The sequence below is a fragment of the Pseudomonas azadiae genome (genome assembly GCF_019145355.1).
In the GTDB taxonomy this organism is placed as follows: domain Bacteria; phylum Pseudomonadota; class Gammaproteobacteria; order Pseudomonadales; family Pseudomonadaceae; genus Aquipseudomonas; species Aquipseudomonas azadiae.
The window spans coordinates 1-15,716 of record NZ_JAHSTY010000003.1 but is presented as its reverse complement, the minus strand read 5'-3'; the positions used below and the strand labels follow the sequence as shown (position 1 = coordinate 15,716).

The window sequence follows — 15,716 nt, the reverse complement described above, 5'->3', positions numbered from 1 at the left end:
AAGCAATTCAGGTGACTGCACATGAATGATTTACAGATCGACGACATCAAGACCGACGAAAACGCCGCCATGGTGTTGCTGGTCGACGACCAGGCCATGATTGGCGAAGCCGTGCGCCGTGGCCTGGCCCATGAAGAAAACATCGACTTCCACTTCTGCGCCGACCCGCACCAGGCGATTGCCCAGGCGATCCGCATCAAACCGACCGTGATCCTGCAGGACCTGGTGATGCCCGGCCTCGATGGCCTGACCCTGGTGCGCGAATACCGCAACCACCCGGCCACCCAGAACATCCCGATCATCGTGCTTTCCACCAAGGAAGACCCGCTGATCAAAAGCGCGGCGTTCTCGGCCGGCGCCAACGACTACCTGGTCAAGCTGCCGGACAACATCGAACTGGTGGCGCGTATTCGCTATCACTCGCGCTCCTACATGACCCTGCTGCAGCGGGACGCGGCCTACCGTGCGCTGCGGGTCAGCCAGCAACAACTGCTGGACACCAACCTGGTGCTGCAGCGGCTGATGAACTCCGACGGGCTTACCGGGCTGTCGAACCGCCGGCACTTCGATGAATACCTGGAACTGGAATGGCGCCGTGCCATGCGCGACCAGACCCAGCTATCGCTGCTGATGATCGACGTGGACTTCTTCAAGACCTACAACGACAGTTTTGGCCATGTCGAGGGCGACGAAGCCTTGCGCAAAGTCGCCAACACCATCCGTGAAGCCAGCAGCCGTCCTTCCGACCTGCCGGCGCGTTATGGCGGCGAAGAGTTCGCCCTGGTGCTGCCCAGCACCTCGCCGGGCGGCGCGCGGCTGGTGGCCGAGAAACTGCGCATGGCGGTGGCGGCGCTGAAAATCCCGCACATCGCCCCAACCGAGGGCGCAAGCCTGACCATCAGCATCGGCCTGTCGACGATGACCCCGGTGCAGGGCACCGATTGCCGGCAGTTGATCATGGCGGCGGACAAGGGGTTGTATACGGCCAAGCATAATGGGCGTAATCAGGTCGGGATCGAGTAATTCAGAACAACACCGAAGCCCTGTGGGAGCTGGCTTGCCTGCGATAGCGGTGTGTAGTGAGCGGGCTTGCCCCGCGCTGGGTGGCGAAGCCGCCCCAAACCAGGCGACCTGGTTTTATCTGGAACTGCGCGGTGTCTTTCATTGGCGCTGCTTCGCAGCCCAGCGCGGGGCAAGCCCGCTCACTACACACCGCCTTCGCGAGCAAGCCCGCTCCCACATTGGATATTCATCGGTCATCAAACTCGCCTTTTCGCCAAGCGGGCTGCCGTTTGACCCCATTTGCCGTTATACTCGCCGGCTTTCAAAAGTTCGCCAACGAGTGCTGCCCGCCATGGAAATCAACCCGATCCTTAACACCATCAAGGACCTGTCCGAGCGCTCCGAAACTATTCGGGGGTATCTTTGACTACGATCAAAAGCATGAGCGTCTGACCGAAGTCAATCGTGAGCTTGAAGATCCTGCTGTCTGGAACAAACCTGAATACGCCCAGGAACTGGGCCGCGAACGCGCTGCGCTGGCGCAGATCGTCGACACCCTCGACGAACTGAACACCGGTCTGGGCGATTGCCGCGACCTGCTGGACATGGCCGTCGAAGAAAACGATGAAGGCGCAGTGGGCGATGTCGTCGCCGAGCTGGCCCGTCTCGAGGAAAACCTCGCCAAGCTCGAATTCCGCCGCATGTTCAGCCATGAAATGGACCCGAACAACGCTTACCTGGATATCCAGGCCGGTTCCGGCGGCACCGAGGCCCAGGACTGGGCCAACATCCTGCTGCGCATGTACCTGCGCTGGGCGGACAAGCGCGGTTTCGAAGCGACCATCATGGAGCTGTCCGCCGGTGAAGTCGCCGGTATCAAGGGCGCGACCGTGCATATCAAGGGCGAGTACGCCTTTGGCTGGCTGCGCACCGAGATCGGCGTGCACCGCCTGGTGCGCAAGAGCCCGTTTGACTCCGGCAACCGTCGCCATACGTCGTTCTGCGCCATTTTCGTCTCGCCAGAGATCGACGACAAAGTCGAAATCGAGATCAACCCGGCCGACTTGCGCATCGACACCTACCGTTCCTCCGGTGCCGGTGGCCAGCACGTTAACACCACCGACTCAGCCGTACGTATCACCCACGTACCGACCAACACCGTGGTCAGCTGCCAGAACGAACGTTCCCAGCACGCGAACAAAGACACCGCCATGAAAATGTTGCGGGCCAAGTTGTACGAGCAGGAGATGCAGAAGCGCAACGCCGCTTCCCAGGCGCTGGAAGACACCAAGTCGGATATCGGCTGGGGCCACCAGATCCGTTCTTATGTGCTCGATGCGTCGCGGATCAAGGATCTGCGCACCAACATCGAACGCAGTGACTGCGACAAGGTGCTCGACGGCGATATCGACGAATACCTGGAAGCCAGCCTGAAATCGGGGCTGTAAAGACTGTAGGCGATCCCCGGCCTGAGGCCTGGGACAACGAACCTGATGGAAAATCAAAAGACATGAGCGACCAACAACTCGATCCGCAAGCCCTGCAACAGGAAGAAAACTCCCTGATCGCCCTGCGCAAGGAAAAGCTTGCTGCCGAGCGCGCCAAGGGCAATGCCTTCCCCAATGACTTCCGCCGCGAAAACTACTGCGAGGCCTTGCAGAAGCAATACGCGGATAAGACCAAGGAAGAACTGGCAGAGGCTGCGATCCCGGTCAAGGTGGCAGGTCGCATCATGCTCAACCGTGGCTCGTTCATGGTGATCCAGGACATGACCGGGCGTATTCAGGTCTACGTCAATCGCAAGACCCTTTCCGAAGAAACCCTGGCCGCGGTGAAAACCTGGGACATGGGCGACATCATCGCAGCCGAAGGCACCCTGGCCCGCTCCGGCAAGGGCGACCTGTACGTTGAAATGACCCAGGTGCGCCTGCTGACCAAGTCGCTGCGCCCGCTGCCGGACAAGCACCACGGCCTGACCGACACCGAGCAACGCTATCGCCAGCGCTACGTCGACCTGATCGTCAACGAAGACGTGCGCAAGACCTTCCGCGTGCGCTCGCAAGTCATTGCGCATATCCGCAGCTTCCTGATGCAGCGTGACTTCCTGGAAGTGGAAACGCCGATGCTGCAAACCATTCCTGGTGGCGCCGCGGCCAAGCCGTTCGAAACCCACCACAATGCGCTGGACCTGCCAATGTTCCTGCGTATCGCGCCGGAGCTGTACCTCAAGCGCCTCGTGGTCGGCGGCTTCGAGAAGGTATTCGAGATCAACCGCAACTTCCGTAACGAAGGTGTCTCGACCCGCCACAACCCGGAATTCACCATGTTGGAGTTCTACCAGGCCTACGCCGACTACGAAGACAACATGGACCTGACCGAAGAACTGTTCCGCGAGCTGGCGCAGCTGGTGCTGGGCAGCACCGACGTGCCGTACGGTGACAAGGTGTTCCACTTCGGCGAGCCGTTCGTGCGCCTGTCGGTGTTTGATTCGATCCTCAAGTACAACCCCGACCTGACCGCCGAGGACCTGAACGACATCGACAAGGCCCGTGCCATCGCCAAGAAAGCCGGGGCCAAGGTGCTCGGCTTCGAAGGCCTGGGCAAACTGCAGGTGATGATTTTCGAGGAGTTGGTGGAGCATAAGCTGGAACAGCCACACTTCATCACCCAGTACCCGTTCGAAGTGTCGCCGCTGGCCCGTCGCAACGATGACAACCCGAACGTCACCGACCGTTTCGAGCTGTTCATCGGCGGCCGCGAAATCGCCAACGCCTACTCCGAGTTGAACGACGCGGAAGATCAGGCCGAGCGCTTCATGGCCCAGGTGGCCGACAAGGACGCTGGCGACGATGAGGCCATGCACTACGACGCCGACTTCGTCCGCGCCCTGGAATATGGCATGCCGCCAACGGCCGGTGAAGGCATCGGCATCGACCGCCTGGTGATGCTGCTGACCGACTCGCCGTCGATCCGCGACGTGATCCTGTTCCCGCACATGCGGCCACAAGCGTAACCGTAGTGAAATCCAGAGCCGCCTTTTATAAGGCGGCTTTTTTATGCGGCGTTTATAAGCGTCAAGCAAACAGCGCCAGGTTATCGTTCCCCCGCTCTGCGTGGGAATGCATACCGTGACGATCCGCGTCACCTTATAAAGGAAGATTTGTCGTGAACCGCGTAACCGCACAAGAAGGCGCCGCCGGCATTGCCGCTGCCGTGGCTGAAAGCGTCCAATATCAAGGCCGCAAGGCCAGCCGTCGCGGCAGCGAACAACGCAGGCAGGACATTCTCGACGCGGCCATGCGTATTGTGGTGCGCGACGGCGTGCGGGCCGTGCGCCATCGGGCGGTGGCGGCGGAGGCAGGGGTGCCGCTGTCGGCCACTACCTACTATTTCAAGGATATCGACGACTTGCTCACCGATACCTTTGCCCAATACGTCGAGCGCAGCGCCGCCTACATGGGCAAGCTATGGGTGCGTAACGAGGGCCTGCTGCGCGAAATGGTCGCCTACGGCGATGGCAGCCCGGCGTCGCGCTCGCAACTGGCCGATGACATCGCGCGGCTGACCGCCGATTATGTCTTGCGTCAACTGACCAACCGCCGTGAACACCTGATGGCCGAGCAGGCCTTTCGCCAGGAGGCGTTGCTCAACCCGCGCCTGGCGGAACTGGTGCATTCCCATCAGCAAATCCTGTTGCAAGGCACCGGGCAGTTTTTCCAGGTACTGGGCTCGCGCGAACCGCAACAGGATGCCAAAGTGTTGACGGCGATAATCAGTCGGATGGAATATCAGGGCCTGCTGGGCAGCGCAGAGCCTCTGACCGGCGAAGAGATGCTTGAGATCCTCAAGCGTTACATGCATTTGGTATTGGCCTCGGTCTAGCCAGGCCTGTGCGCGATCTGCTTTATGTGGGAGCTGGCTTGCCTGCGATAGCATCACCTCGGTGTACCTGAAGTATCGAGGTGCCTGTATCGCAGGCAAGCCAGCGCCCATATCTGACGGGGTATCACATGAAAACCTGGCGTCTTGCGGCAATCGCCTTGTCGTTCCTGCTGCTCAGCGGTTGCCTTGTCACCTTCAAGAACCCATTGCCCGCGCGCGAAGCGGCGCCGGGTGAACTGCTGGGCCAATGGGCCAGCAAGAACGCCTGGGGCGAGCCGCTCAACCTGAACATCACCCGCGCCGGTGAACACCGTTATAAGGCCGTGAGCTACCCTACAGGCAAGCCGGGCCAGCGCGACGAGTACCTGTTTACAGTTTCGCGCCATGGCAATCGCTGGTACTTGTCGGCGCCGTTGCCGGCCAAACTGGGTGGGCATTTCATCCTGGCCGGTTTTGAGATCAACGAAAAGCACGAATTGGTGGTCTACAACCTCGACCTCGACCAGATCCGCCAGGCCATCGGCCAACAGACGCTGCGCGGCAGCACCGTGGAAACCGTCGAAGGCGAGGGCGTGCTGGTGGACAGCCATATTGACCAGGTGTTTGCCTACCTGGATGACCCGGCCAACGCCGATGTATTTGTGCAAGCCGTGCGCTACCGGCGCGCGGGCCGATAACGTTCAAAGAGGAAGCACCGGGTGGACGATTACCAGCAGACGATACGCACCTTGTCTGATCGCATTGTGCTGGCGCAAACACCGATACGCGTCCTCGACGCCGTGAAGTGGGACGACAACATTCGCCAGGGATTTCTCAAGGCCAAGGGCAAGGAAATGCCGGCGGTCGACCGTGATTACTATCTGAATCGGCCACTGTCGTTCGACTCCAGCGCGGTGAAGCTGGAGTTCCAGAACATCGAGCGCGACATCACCCGTCGCCTCGGCCAGTTCAGCCCGGTGGGCCAGATCATGCGCCGCATGTGCAAGGAATACCGCATGGTGGTGCGCATGCTTGAAGCGCGCGGCACCGAGGATTTCGGCCTGATTTCCCAGGAGCTGTACGGCGCCGCCTCCGATGCCTTCCACGCCGGCGACCCGACCCTGGCCGACCTGGGCCTGATGCTTTCCGACTACCTGAACAACATCGACGGGCGTGGCGACCTCAAGGACGAAGCCAAGACCCTCACCGCCAAGGACGCCGTGGCCCTGCTGCAAACGCGCTTGAACAAGGTCTTCGGCGAGGCCGAAGAGACCATTCGCGTGTTCGAGTCCGACGGGATCGTCGCCGACGCGGCGGCGGGCGCCGACTACATCAAGATTCGCGCTGACGCGATGTTCAACGACCGCGATGTGCGCGCCCTGGAAGTGCATGAAGGCCTGGTGCATGTCGGCACCACCCTCAATGGCCAGAACCAGCCGATCTGCACCTTCCTGTCCAAGGGGCCGCCGTCGTCCACCGTGACCCAGGAAGGCCTGGCGATCCTGATGGAGATCATCACCTTCGCCTCCTACCCAAGCCGCCTGCGCAAACTGACCAACCGTACCCGCGCGATCCACATGGTGGAAGAGGGCGCCGACTTCCTCCAGGTGTTCGAGTTCTTCCGCGAGCAAGGTTTTGAAATGGCCGAAAGCTATGGCAACGCCAGCCGCGTATTCCGTGGCTCGGTGCCGAACGGTCTGCCGTTTACCAAGGACCTGTCCTACCTCAAGGGCTTCATCATGGTCTACAACTACATCCAGCTCGCCGTGCGCAAAGGCAAGCTGGAGCAAGTGCCGCTGCTGTTCTGCGGCAAGACCACCCTGGAAGACATGCGTACGCTGCGCCAGCTGGTCGACGAAGGCCTGGTGGTGCCGCCCAAATACCTGCCGGAACAGTTCCGCGACATGAACGCGCTGGCGGCCTGGATGTGTTTCTCCAACTTCCTCAACCACTTGAGTCTGGACCGGATCGAGGCGGATTACTCCAATATCCTATAGAGACTATCCCTGACGAAACCCGATCAAAACTGTGGGAGCTGGCTTGCCTGCGATAGCGGTGTATCAGTCACAGTTGTTTCACTGAAAGACCGCTATCGCAGGCAAGCCAGCTCCCACATTGGATATTTACTGGCTTGTAGATTGATTTCCAACCCATTCACGAGGTTTCAACGGATGAGAATCCTCGGCATTCTATGCCTGCTACTCACCCTGAACGGCTGCAGCTCGCTGCTGTTCTACCCCGAACCGGGTCTGCCGTTCACGCCGGAAAAAGCGCACCTGGAGTACCGCGACGTCACCCTGATCACCGCCGACGGCGTCAAGCTCCACGCCTGGTGGCTGCCGGCCAAGCCCGGCGTTGCGCTCAAGGGCACGGTGCTGCACCTGCACGGCAACGGCGGCAACCTGGCCTGGCACCTGGGCGGTAGCTGGTGGTTGCCCGAGCAGGGTTACCAAGTGCTGCTGCTCGACTATCGCGGTTACGGCTTGTCCCAAGGCAAGCCCTCGTTACCTGCGGTGTATCAGGATGTGGATGCCGCATTCAGCTGGATCGACGAGGCGCCCGAAACTCAGGGGCAGCCGCTGATCGTGCTGGGCCAGAGCCTGGGCGGCGCGCTGGCGGTGCACTACCTGGCAGCCCACCCGGAGCGGCAATCACGGCTCAAGGCCCTGGTGCTGGACGGTGTGCCTGCCAGTTATCGTGACGTAGGACAATTCGCCCTGAGCACCTCATGGTTAACATGGCCGTTCCAGGTGCCGCTGTCCTGGCTGGTACCGGACGGCGACAGTGCAATCGCCGCCATGCCACGGCTGACGGGCGTGCCGAAGCTGCTGTTTCACAGTCTGGACGACCCGATCGTGCCTGTGAACAACGGCATCCGCCTGTATCAGGCCGCGCCGCCGCCTCGGGTATTGCAATTGACCCGCGGTGGCCATGTGCAGACCTTTGCCGACAAGACCTGGCAAACCGTGATGCTGCGCTACCTGGATGACCCACAGCACTTCAACGGCCTGCGCCGGCTGGGCGAAATTCCGAACTACCCCACTCCCAAACCTGATTCCCCAGAGAGCCCGCAATGAGCGAAGAACGCAACATGATCCCGCTGATCCTCACCGGCATTGGCACCATCATCGGTACCGTCGGTTGCCTGTGGTTCTATGGTTACCTGCACTTTGCCAAACCGGAAGATGCGCTGCTGCTCAGCGATTTCACTATGCTCAAGACCGTGCCCGGCGAGGACTACAAGATCTCCGTGACGCCTGCCGCGCAAGTGGCACAGTGCGTTGATGGCGTGCTGGTGATGTTTGATACCGAGCAGAAAGGCCTCAGTGGCGTGCTGGTGAACAACAAGAAGCAGGCGGTGCGTTGCATGGGGCAGGAGACACCGCAACTTCAGCAATAGGACGCCGAGTGTCGGAAAGCTGGAACCGTTTTGTGTCAGGAGCCACAGATAGCGTTGTGATTTATACCGAGCGGGGCCGACAAAGTGGCGATAGATAATGTTGCGATACGCAATATGTTGAACATGGTCAGGACGCATGAGGCGCTGGAGCGCAGCTACGTCAAGCAGAAAAAGGATCAGCAGCAGGCGCACACGCCGTCAGAGAGTAGTTATAGTTCGAAGATAAACATGCCGGACTACCACACGGCGCGTACGATTGAGTTAGACAAGCCGTAAAAAAACCCACCGTAAGGTGGGTTTTTCCTATCCCGCTTCAATCAATCAGTTCGCCATCGACGAACGTGGCTTGACCGGCTGGTTGTCGTTGGAAATGGTCACTTCGACACGACGGTTCATGGCACGGCCCGACACGCTGGTGTTGTCGGCAACCGGGTATTCCTTGCCATAACCCTGGGTCACGATACGCGAGATGTCCACGCCTTGTTGAGCCAGTGCACGTTGTACCGAAGCGGCACGACGCTCCGACAGGCTCTGGTTGTACGAGTCGGATCCGGTGCTGTCGGTGTAGCCTTCGACGATCACCTTACGGTCAGGGTTGTCGCGCAGGAACTGGGCCAGCTTGGTGATGTTGACCAGGCCGCTGGATTTCAGATCGGACTTGTTGGTGGCGAACAGCACGTCACCGAAGGTCACCAGGGTGCCGCGATCGGTTTGCTTGGCGTTCAGGCTGTCCTGCAGTTGCTTGATTTGCGCATCGCGAGCGTCCAGCAATGCGCGGGCGCGTTCGTCGCCGGCGTTCTTCAGCTTGGCTTCGGATTCGCGCAGCACGATGGTGTCTTTGGCCACTTCAACGCGTTGGTTGGTCAGGTAGGCCAACTGGTCGACTTTCTTCTCGTCTTCTTTATCGCGGTAGGCCTTGTCAGCCTTGTCCAGCCATTCGCTGGCGTCCTTGGTTTCCAGCGCCGCCAGCTTGGTGGCCTGCGGGTTGGTCTGCAGGGCCGAGAAGTTGGTCCGTGCGTTTTCCAGGTTCGCGTTCGGCGGGGTGGAGCAAGCCGCCAGTGCAACGCTCATCGCCAGCAGGGCAGGGATCATCAATTGTTTACGCATAGTCGTGTCGTCCTTTCAATTCGATATCAGGTGCGGTTCGGTCACAGCAAGCGTCTTACTTCTGCTGGATAGCAGCCGGGCGCATGCCTTCCTTACGCAGCTCGTCAACAGCCTTCTGAGAATCCTTCACGGCCTGTTCAGCCTTGGCGGCCTGGGACTTGCGCTCTGCGACGCGAGCGTCCCACTCGGCTTGTTCAGCCAGGCGGCGGGCTTCGTCGTAGTTCTTGTCGTGCATGGCAATCTCGGCTTGCTTGAGCTTGTCCTGGGCCGACTTCATTTCAACAGCGGCGTACTCGGTGCCGCCGGCGCTGACGGCGCTGTTCACCGCAGACTGGGTAACCGCGTACTGCTCGGTCGGAGGGTTGCCGGCGCAGCCCGCCAGGACGAAGCTGGTGCCGATTGCCAGCGCGGCCAATTTAAGCCCGCGCAGGTGATTAAACGAGGATTTGGCAGTGCTGGTCTTCATCGTCTTCAACTCCATTGGATAACTCCTGAAAAACATTTAAATCCATGTCACCGGAATGCGGCTGCGGCCCTGGCAATAAAGCTACAAGTGCCTTTTAAAACGGCCGTTCCAAGTGATGGCTTACTGGCTGTGACCGGAGGCTTTTTTCAAAAGTTCAGCGGAGGTGGCGATTTGCCTGAAAAAATATTTTGACTGATTGGTCAGGGTAAGAAATTGGAACTTCTGCCTTGCGCAGCGGTACTCAGGGCCCACTGGAGGCCCGGAATACAGGGAAGGTTGCACGAGAGGATCAGTGTTTCTGCTCGTCGGAAGTAGCCGACAAGTCGTTCAGATAGCGGCCAGACAAGCTGAGGAAGCGTGGCGTAGGGCCGACGTCTTCATACAGCGGATCGCCTTCTTCATCGGTGGCAATGACTTGCTGGCCCTTGATGTAGGGAAAGCTGGCCTCGAGCTCTTCGAGGGCGGCGCCGATCAGCTCGCCGAGCAATTCTTCGGGGTGGCGCTTGGGGTACATCTCGGCGATAGCCGCCAGCCTTGCGGCGGACTCCACGTCCAGATGGATCGCGTACTCGGTTTTGGTCAGGCGACCCTTGGCGTTCTCTTCCCAATGCTGGGCCAGTTCTCGGATTTTCATGGCAACCTCAGTAAAGCCCGCGAAGGCAGGCGGTGATGAGTGACCCGTCGCTCGCATGGATGAACACGGGCGGCTTAAGTCATCAGACTCGCTGCAACCGACAAGGTTTAAAGTCTTGTCATAAATGAGCGCTGGCGGCACTCTGGCAAACCTGCGCGTCCCGGATTTCTGGCTGGAGATTGGCTGATGAGTGATATCGATGCACGCTTGCGTGAGGACGTTCACCTGCTGGGTGAGCTGTTGGGCAATACCATTCGAGAGCAGTACGGCGATGATTTCCTCGACAAGATCGAGCAAATCCGCAAAGGCGCCAAGGCGGATCGCCACGGAGCCATTTCCGAGAAAACAGCCGGCGATGAACTGAGTACCCGCCTGAACCAGTTGCAGGAACAGGAACTGCTGCCGGTCGCCCGGGCGTTCAACCAGTTCCTCAACCTGGCGAATATCGCCGAGCAGTACCAGCTGATTCACCGGCGCGACGAGTCGCAACCCGCGCCGTTCGAATCGCGGGTATTGCCGGAACTGCTGGCGCGCCTGCAAAGCGAAGGCCACAGCAACGAGTCCCTGGCCCGGCAACTGGGGCGTCTGGAGATCGAACTGGTCCTTACTGCACACCCCACCGAAGTGGCGCGCCGCACCCTGATCCAGAAGTACGATGCCATCGCCGCACAACTGGCGCTGCAGGATCATCGCGACCTCACGAGCGCCGAGCGCGAGCAGATCCGCCAGCGCCTGCAACGCTTGATCGCCGAAGCCTGGCACACCGAAGAAATTCGCCGCACCCGGCCCACCCCGGTGGACGAGGCCAAGTGGGGCTTTGCGGTGATTGAGCATTCGCTGTGGCACGCCATCCCCAATTACCTGCGCAAGGCTGACCAGGCGTTGCACGCCGCAACCGGCCTGCGCTTGCCCTTGGAAGCCGCGCCCATTCGCTTTGCGTCGTGGATGGGCGGCGACCGTGACGGCAACCCGAATGTGACCGCGCCGGTCACCCGCGAAGTATTGCTGCTGGCACGCTGGATGGCCGCCGACCTGTACCTGCGCGACGTTGACCAACTGGCCGCCGAATTGTCGATGCAGCAAGCCAGCCCGGCCTTGCAGGCCAAGGTCGGCGACAACGTCGAGCCTTATCGCGCCGTGCTCAAGCAATTGCGCGAGCGCCTGCGCGCCACGCGCCAGTGGGCCCATAGCGCGTTGAGCAGCAGCGCACCGGCGCCGGCCGAGGTGTTGCAGGACAACCGCGACCTGCTGGAGCCGCTGCAGTTGTGCTACCAGTCGCTGCATGAGTGCGGCATGGGCGTGATCGCCGATGGCCCGCTGCTTGACTGCCTGCGCCGGGCAGTGACCTTCGGATTGTTCCTGGTGCGGCTGGATGTGCGCCAGGACTCAAGTCGCCACTCGGCGGCCATGACCGAGATCACCGATTATCTCGGGCTGGGGCGCTATGAAGACTGGGACGAAGAGACGCGTATCAGCTTCCTCATGAAGGAACTGGCTAACCGTCGCCCCCTGTTGCCGGAGTATTTCAAACCGTCTGCCGACACGGCCGAGGTGCTTAACACCTGTAAGGAAATTGCCGCCGCACCCGCCGCGTCCTTGGGCTCGTATGTCATCTCCATGGCTGGCGCTGCGTCGGACGTGCTGGCGGTGCAACTGCTGCTTAAAGAGTCGGGCGTGCAGCGGCCGATGCGCGTAGTGCCGCTGTTCGAAACCCTGGCCGACTTGGATAACGCCGGCCCGGTGATCGAGCAGTTATTGCTGCTGCCGGGTTATCGCACGCGTTTGCAAGGCCCGCAGGAAGTGATGATCGGCTACTCGGACTCGGCCAAGGACGCCGGCACCACCGCTGCGGCCTGGGCGCAATACCGCGCGCAGGAACGGTTGGTGGATATCTGCCGCGAACAACAAGTGGAATTGCTGTTGTTTCACGGTCGTGGCGGCACGGTTGGGCGTGGCGGCGGTCCGGCCCACGCGGCGATTCTGTCGCAACCGCCGGGTTCGGTGGCGGGGCGTTTCCGTACCACCGAGCAGGGTGAAATGATCCGCTTCAAGTTCGGCCTGCCGGATATCGCCGAGCAGAACCTCAACCTCTATCTGGCGGCGGTACTGGAGGCGACGCTGTTGCCGCCACCCCCTCCGGAGCCGGCCTGGCGCCATTTGATGGACGAATTGGCGGCTGACGGTGTGAGCGCGTATCGCGCGGTGGTGCGGGAAAATCCGCAATTCGTCGAGTATTTCCGCCAGTCCACCCCGGAACAGGAGCTGGGCCGGTTGCCGTTGGGCAGCCGGCCGGCCAAGCGCCGTGCGGGTGGGATTGAAAGCCTGCGCGCGATCCCATGGATCTTCGGCTGGACCCAGACCCGCCTGATGCTGCCGGCCTGGCTTGGTTGGGAGGCGGCGCTGAGCAAGGCCCTGGAGCGCGGCGAAGGCGAACTGCTGGGGCAGATGCGCGAGCAGTGGCCGTTCTTCCGCACCCGCATCGATATGCTGGAAATGGTGCTGGCCAAGGCCGATGCCGATATCGCCCGCCTGTATGACGAGCGCCTGGTGCAGCCGGACCTGCTGCCTTTGGGTGCCCACTTGCGCGACCTATTGTCGCAGGCGTGCGGCGTGGTGCTTGGCCTGACGGGCCAGTCGCAACTGCTGGCGCATAGCCCGGACACCCTGGAGTTCATCCGCTTGCGCAACACCTACCTCGACCCCTTGCACTTGCTGCAGGCCGAGTTGCTGGCGCGCTCGCGCCAGCAGGAAGCGGCGCAGGACAGCCCTCTGGAACAGGCGCTGCTGGTGTCGGTGGCCGGTATTGCCGCCGGTTTGCGTAACACCGGCTGAGGTTTTTTGCGTGTTCTCAACAGCTTGCGGATAAACCGCGACGGCCGCCCTGAAATGGGCGGCCGTCGTTTGACGGGTCGGGTTGCACCCAGGCACACCCTACCTATGAGGCATGTGCGGCGCAGGTTCCTGCGACTTTTGGCGGCTTGTATGGATAGGGCCCGCTGTGTATCTTGATCAGCCTTTGGCCGTTTGGGCGGCCTGGACCCATATTTTTACACGCCATATTTTACGAGATTGGCCCCATGCGGCGAATCCGAGCGTCATCTCTATAAAAAATTGAGGAGCACATCAATGCGCGTCATTCTGCTGGGAGCTCCCGGGGCCGGTAAAGGTACTCAGGCAAAGTTCATCACTGAAAAATTCGGCATTCCACAAATCTCCACCGGCGACATGCTGCGCGCGGCCGTCAAGGCCGGCACCGAGCTGGGCCTGATCGCCAAGAGTGTGATGGACAGCGGCGGCCTGGTTTCCGATGACCTGATCATCAACCTGGTCAAGGAACGTATCAGCCAGGAAGACTGCAAGAACGGTTTCCTGTTCGACGGCTTCCCGCGCACCATTCCCCAGGCTGAAGCCCTGGTAAAGGCCGGCGTCGAGCTGGATGCCGTGGTTGAAATCGCCGTTGAAGATGAAGAGATCGTGCAGCGCATCGCCGGTCGTCGCGTTCACGAAGGTTCGGGCCGCGTGTATCACCTCGTCTACAACCCGCCAAAGGTTGAAGGCAAGGACGATGTCACCGGTGAAGACCTGGTGCAGCGTAAAGACGACACGGAAGAAACCGTGCGTCATCGCCTGTCGGTCTACCACTCCCAGACCAAGCCGTTGGTGGACTTCTACCAGAAGCTGTCCGCCGCCCAGGGCAAGCCGAAGTACAGCCATATTCCTGGCGTCGGCTCGGTTGAAGCGATCACGGCCAAAGTGCTGCAAGCACTGAGCTGACCGCACGACCGGCTTCACGGATAACGGCCCGCTTGCGGGCCGTTGTTGTTTATACTGGCGCACTTTTTTGACTTGGACACCGACACCGATGAGCACCCTGCTGGCCCTGGACACCGCGACTGAAGCTTGCTCCGTAGCCCTGCTGCACAACGGCAAGGTCACGAGCCACTACGAGGTGATCCCGCGCCTGCACGCGCAGAAGCTGTTGCCGATGATCAAGCAATTGCTTGAGGACGCAGGCATTACGCTGGCTGCGGTCGATGCCATCGCCTTCGGCCGTGGGCCGGGTGCGTTTACCGGCGTGCGCATCGCCATCGGCGTGGTGCAAGGCCTGGCGTTTGCACTGGAGCGCCCGGTATTGCCGGTGTCCAACCTGGCCGTGCTGGCCCAGCGCGCGTTGCGGGAGCACGGTGCTTCCCAGGTGGCGGCGGCGATCGATGCGCGCATGGATGAGGTTTATTGGGGCTGCTATCGCGAAACGGCCGGGGAGATGCGCCTTGTCGGCGTAGAAGCGGTGCAGCCACCGGAATCGTCCGTGTTGCCGTTGGATGTCGGCGGCGAGTGGTTTGGTGCTGGTACTGGTTGGGGTTATGGCGAGCGGATCGGTGTGCAGTTGGTTGGTAAGGATGCTGGGATGCTACCCCATGCTGAAGACCTATTGGCGTTGGCGCGGTTTGCGTTTGAGCGCGGGGAGGCGATTCCCGCGGACCAGGCAGCGCCGGTGTATCTGCGCGATAAGGTGGCGCAGACCAAGGCTGAGCGTGGGCTTTAGGCTTTAAATGTGGCGAGGGAGCTTGCTCCCGTGGCGGCCTTCGGGCCGACCCTGTAGTTGGGTTTGACCGCGTACATATCCATTCCTGCGGTCACGGCGGCTTAGGGTTCCGCCCTTACGGCGGCTCACTTTTGGAAGGACCCAAAAGTAAGCAAAAGGTCCTCGCCCCAACACTCGGTGCCTCGCCTAGGCTCGGCATGCCCTCACTCCGGCTTTGGAGCGTGGGCCGCGGCGATGGGCCATCCTTGGCCCAGCGCGGCTAACCCGGCGTCCTGCCGGGTTACCCACGCTCCAAAGCCTGCGTTCGGCCAGCGTGTTTGACGGGGCGATCCCAGATCAAAAGCCAAAGCGCGGCGGCCTTAGAGCCGACCGGTTTGGTATGTCGATCTCAGTTCAAATGTGGGAGCTGGCTTGCCTGCGATAACATCAACTCGGTGTGCCTGCTGTATCGAGGTGACTGCATCGCAGGCAAGCCAGCTCCCACAGGAAAGCAGATCGGTGGAGTGCCACTTAACCTGATCTTGATCTGCTCTTGATCTGGCTTTTGATCTTGATCTCAGGCGCCCCGTTAACCACGCTGGCCGAACGCAGGCTTGAATCCGTGGGTAACCCGGCAGGACGCCGGGTTAGCCGTCCTGGGCCAAGGATGGCCCATGACGGCGGCCCACGGATTCAAGCCGGAGTGAGGGCACACCGAGCC

The 15,716-nt window shown here is 61.0% G+C and carries 14 protein-coding genes; 11 read left to right on the top strand and 3 right to left on the bottom strand.

The window, feature by feature from the left end:
- Positions 1-21: 21 nt before the first annotated feature.
- From KVG91_RS26910 to KVG91_RS26875, 8 genes are all read left to right on the top strand, one after another.
- Positions 22-1,023 (top strand): response regulator, encoded by a 1,002-nt coding sequence (locus KVG91_RS26910; protein WP_169376715.1) that lies wholly within the window; start codon positions 22-24, stop codon positions 1,021-1,023.
- Positions 1,024-1,354: 331 nt separating this feature from the next.
- A protein-coding gene (gene prfB / locus KVG91_RS26905) for a peptide chain release factor 2 (protein WP_169375567.1) occupies positions 1,355-2,450 on the top strand; the annotation gives its coding sequence in 2 pieces (ribosomal slippage) (positions 1,355-1,426 and positions 1,428-2,450; 1,095 coding nt in all).
- Positions 2,451-2,512: 62 nt separating this feature from the next.
- Positions 2,513-4,015, top strand: a complete 1,503-nt coding sequence (gene lysS / locus KVG91_RS26900; RefSeq protein ID WP_169375568.1) for a lysine--tRNA ligase — start codon at positions 2,513-2,515, stop codon at positions 4,013-4,015.
- Between the two features lie 152 nt (positions 4,016-4,167).
- Positions 4,168-4,884, top strand: a complete 717-nt coding sequence (locus tag KVG91_RS26895) for a TetR/AcrR family transcriptional regulator (RefSeq protein ID WP_169375569.1) — start codon at positions 4,168-4,170, stop codon at positions 4,882-4,884.
- Between the two features lie 128 nt (positions 4,885-5,012).
- Positions 5,013-5,561, top strand: a complete 549-nt coding sequence (locus tag KVG91_RS26890; RefSeq protein WP_169375570.1) for a hypothetical protein — start codon at positions 5,013-5,015, stop codon at positions 5,559-5,561.
- 21 nt (positions 5,562-5,582) lie between these two features.
- Positions 5,583-6,860: a flavohemoglobin expression-modulating QEGLA motif protein gene (locus KVG91_RS26885; protein ID WP_169375571.1), complete on the top strand. Its 1,278-nt coding sequence runs from the start codon at positions 5,583-5,585 to the stop codon at positions 6,858-6,860.
- A 174-nt stretch (positions 6,861-7,034) separates the two neighbouring features.
- Positions 7,035-7,940: an alpha/beta hydrolase gene (locus tag KVG91_RS26880; RefSeq protein ID WP_169375572.1), complete on the top strand. Its 906-nt coding sequence runs from the start codon at positions 7,035-7,037 to the stop codon at positions 7,938-7,940.
- Positions 7,937-8,263 carry a hypothetical protein gene (locus KVG91_RS26875; protein WP_076955097.1) on the top strand — a complete coding sequence of 109 codons (327 nt, stop codon included), beginning with the start codon at positions 7,937-7,939 and terminating at the stop codon, positions 8,261-8,263. The genes KVG91_RS26880 and KVG91_RS26875 overlap by 4 nt, the downstream gene beginning before the upstream one ends.
- Before the next feature lie 321 nt (positions 8,264-8,584).
- Here KVG91_RS26875 and KVG91_RS26870 read toward each other — a convergent pair whose 3' ends face one another.
- From KVG91_RS26870 to KVG91_RS26860, 3 genes are all read right to left on the bottom strand, one after another.
- Positions 8,585-9,370 (bottom strand): OmpA family protein, encoded by a 786-nt coding sequence (locus KVG91_RS26870; protein WP_076955095.1) that lies wholly within the window; start codon positions 9,368-9,370, stop codon positions 8,585-8,587.
- A gap of 55 nt (positions 9,371-9,425) precedes the next feature.
- Positions 9,426-9,836 carry a DUF4398 domain-containing protein gene (locus tag KVG91_RS26865; protein ID WP_173390380.1) on the bottom strand — a complete coding sequence of 137 codons (411 nt, stop codon included), beginning with the start codon at positions 9,834-9,836 and terminating at the stop codon, positions 9,426-9,428.
- 289 nt (positions 9,837-10,125) lie between these two features.
- Positions 10,126-10,470, bottom strand: a complete 345-nt coding sequence (locus tag KVG91_RS26860) for a pilin assembly protein (protein ID WP_169375573.1) — start codon at positions 10,468-10,470, stop codon at positions 10,126-10,128.
- 186 nt (positions 10,471-10,656) lie between these two features.
- On the opposite strand from KVG91_RS26860, the gene ppc reads away from it, so the two are divergent.
- The 3 genes from ppc to tsaB all read left to right on the top strand — a co-directional run bounded on the left by ppc (position 10,657) and on the right by tsaB (position 15,016).
- Positions 10,657-13,302 carry a phosphoenolpyruvate carboxylase gene (ppc, locus tag KVG91_RS26855; protein WP_169375574.1) on the top strand — a complete coding sequence of 882 codons (2,646 nt, stop codon included), beginning with the start codon at positions 10,657-10,659 and terminating at the stop codon, positions 13,300-13,302.
- A gap of 294 nt (positions 13,303-13,596) precedes the next feature.
- Positions 13,597-14,244 carry an adenylate kinase gene (adk, locus tag KVG91_RS26850; protein WP_169375575.1) on the top strand — a complete coding sequence of 216 codons (648 nt, stop codon included), beginning with the start codon at positions 13,597-13,599 and terminating at the stop codon, positions 14,242-14,244.
- A gap of 88 nt (positions 14,245-14,332) precedes the next feature.
- The gene (tsaB, locus tag KVG91_RS26845; RefSeq protein WP_169375576.1) at positions 14,333-15,016 is read left to right on the top strand and encodes a tRNA (adenosine(37)-N6)-threonylcarbamoyltransferase complex dimerization subunit type 1 TsaB; all 684 of its coding nucleotides are present in this window, start codon (positions 14,333-14,335) and stop codon (positions 15,014-15,016) included.
- Positions 15,017-15,716: the final 700 nt, after the last annotated feature.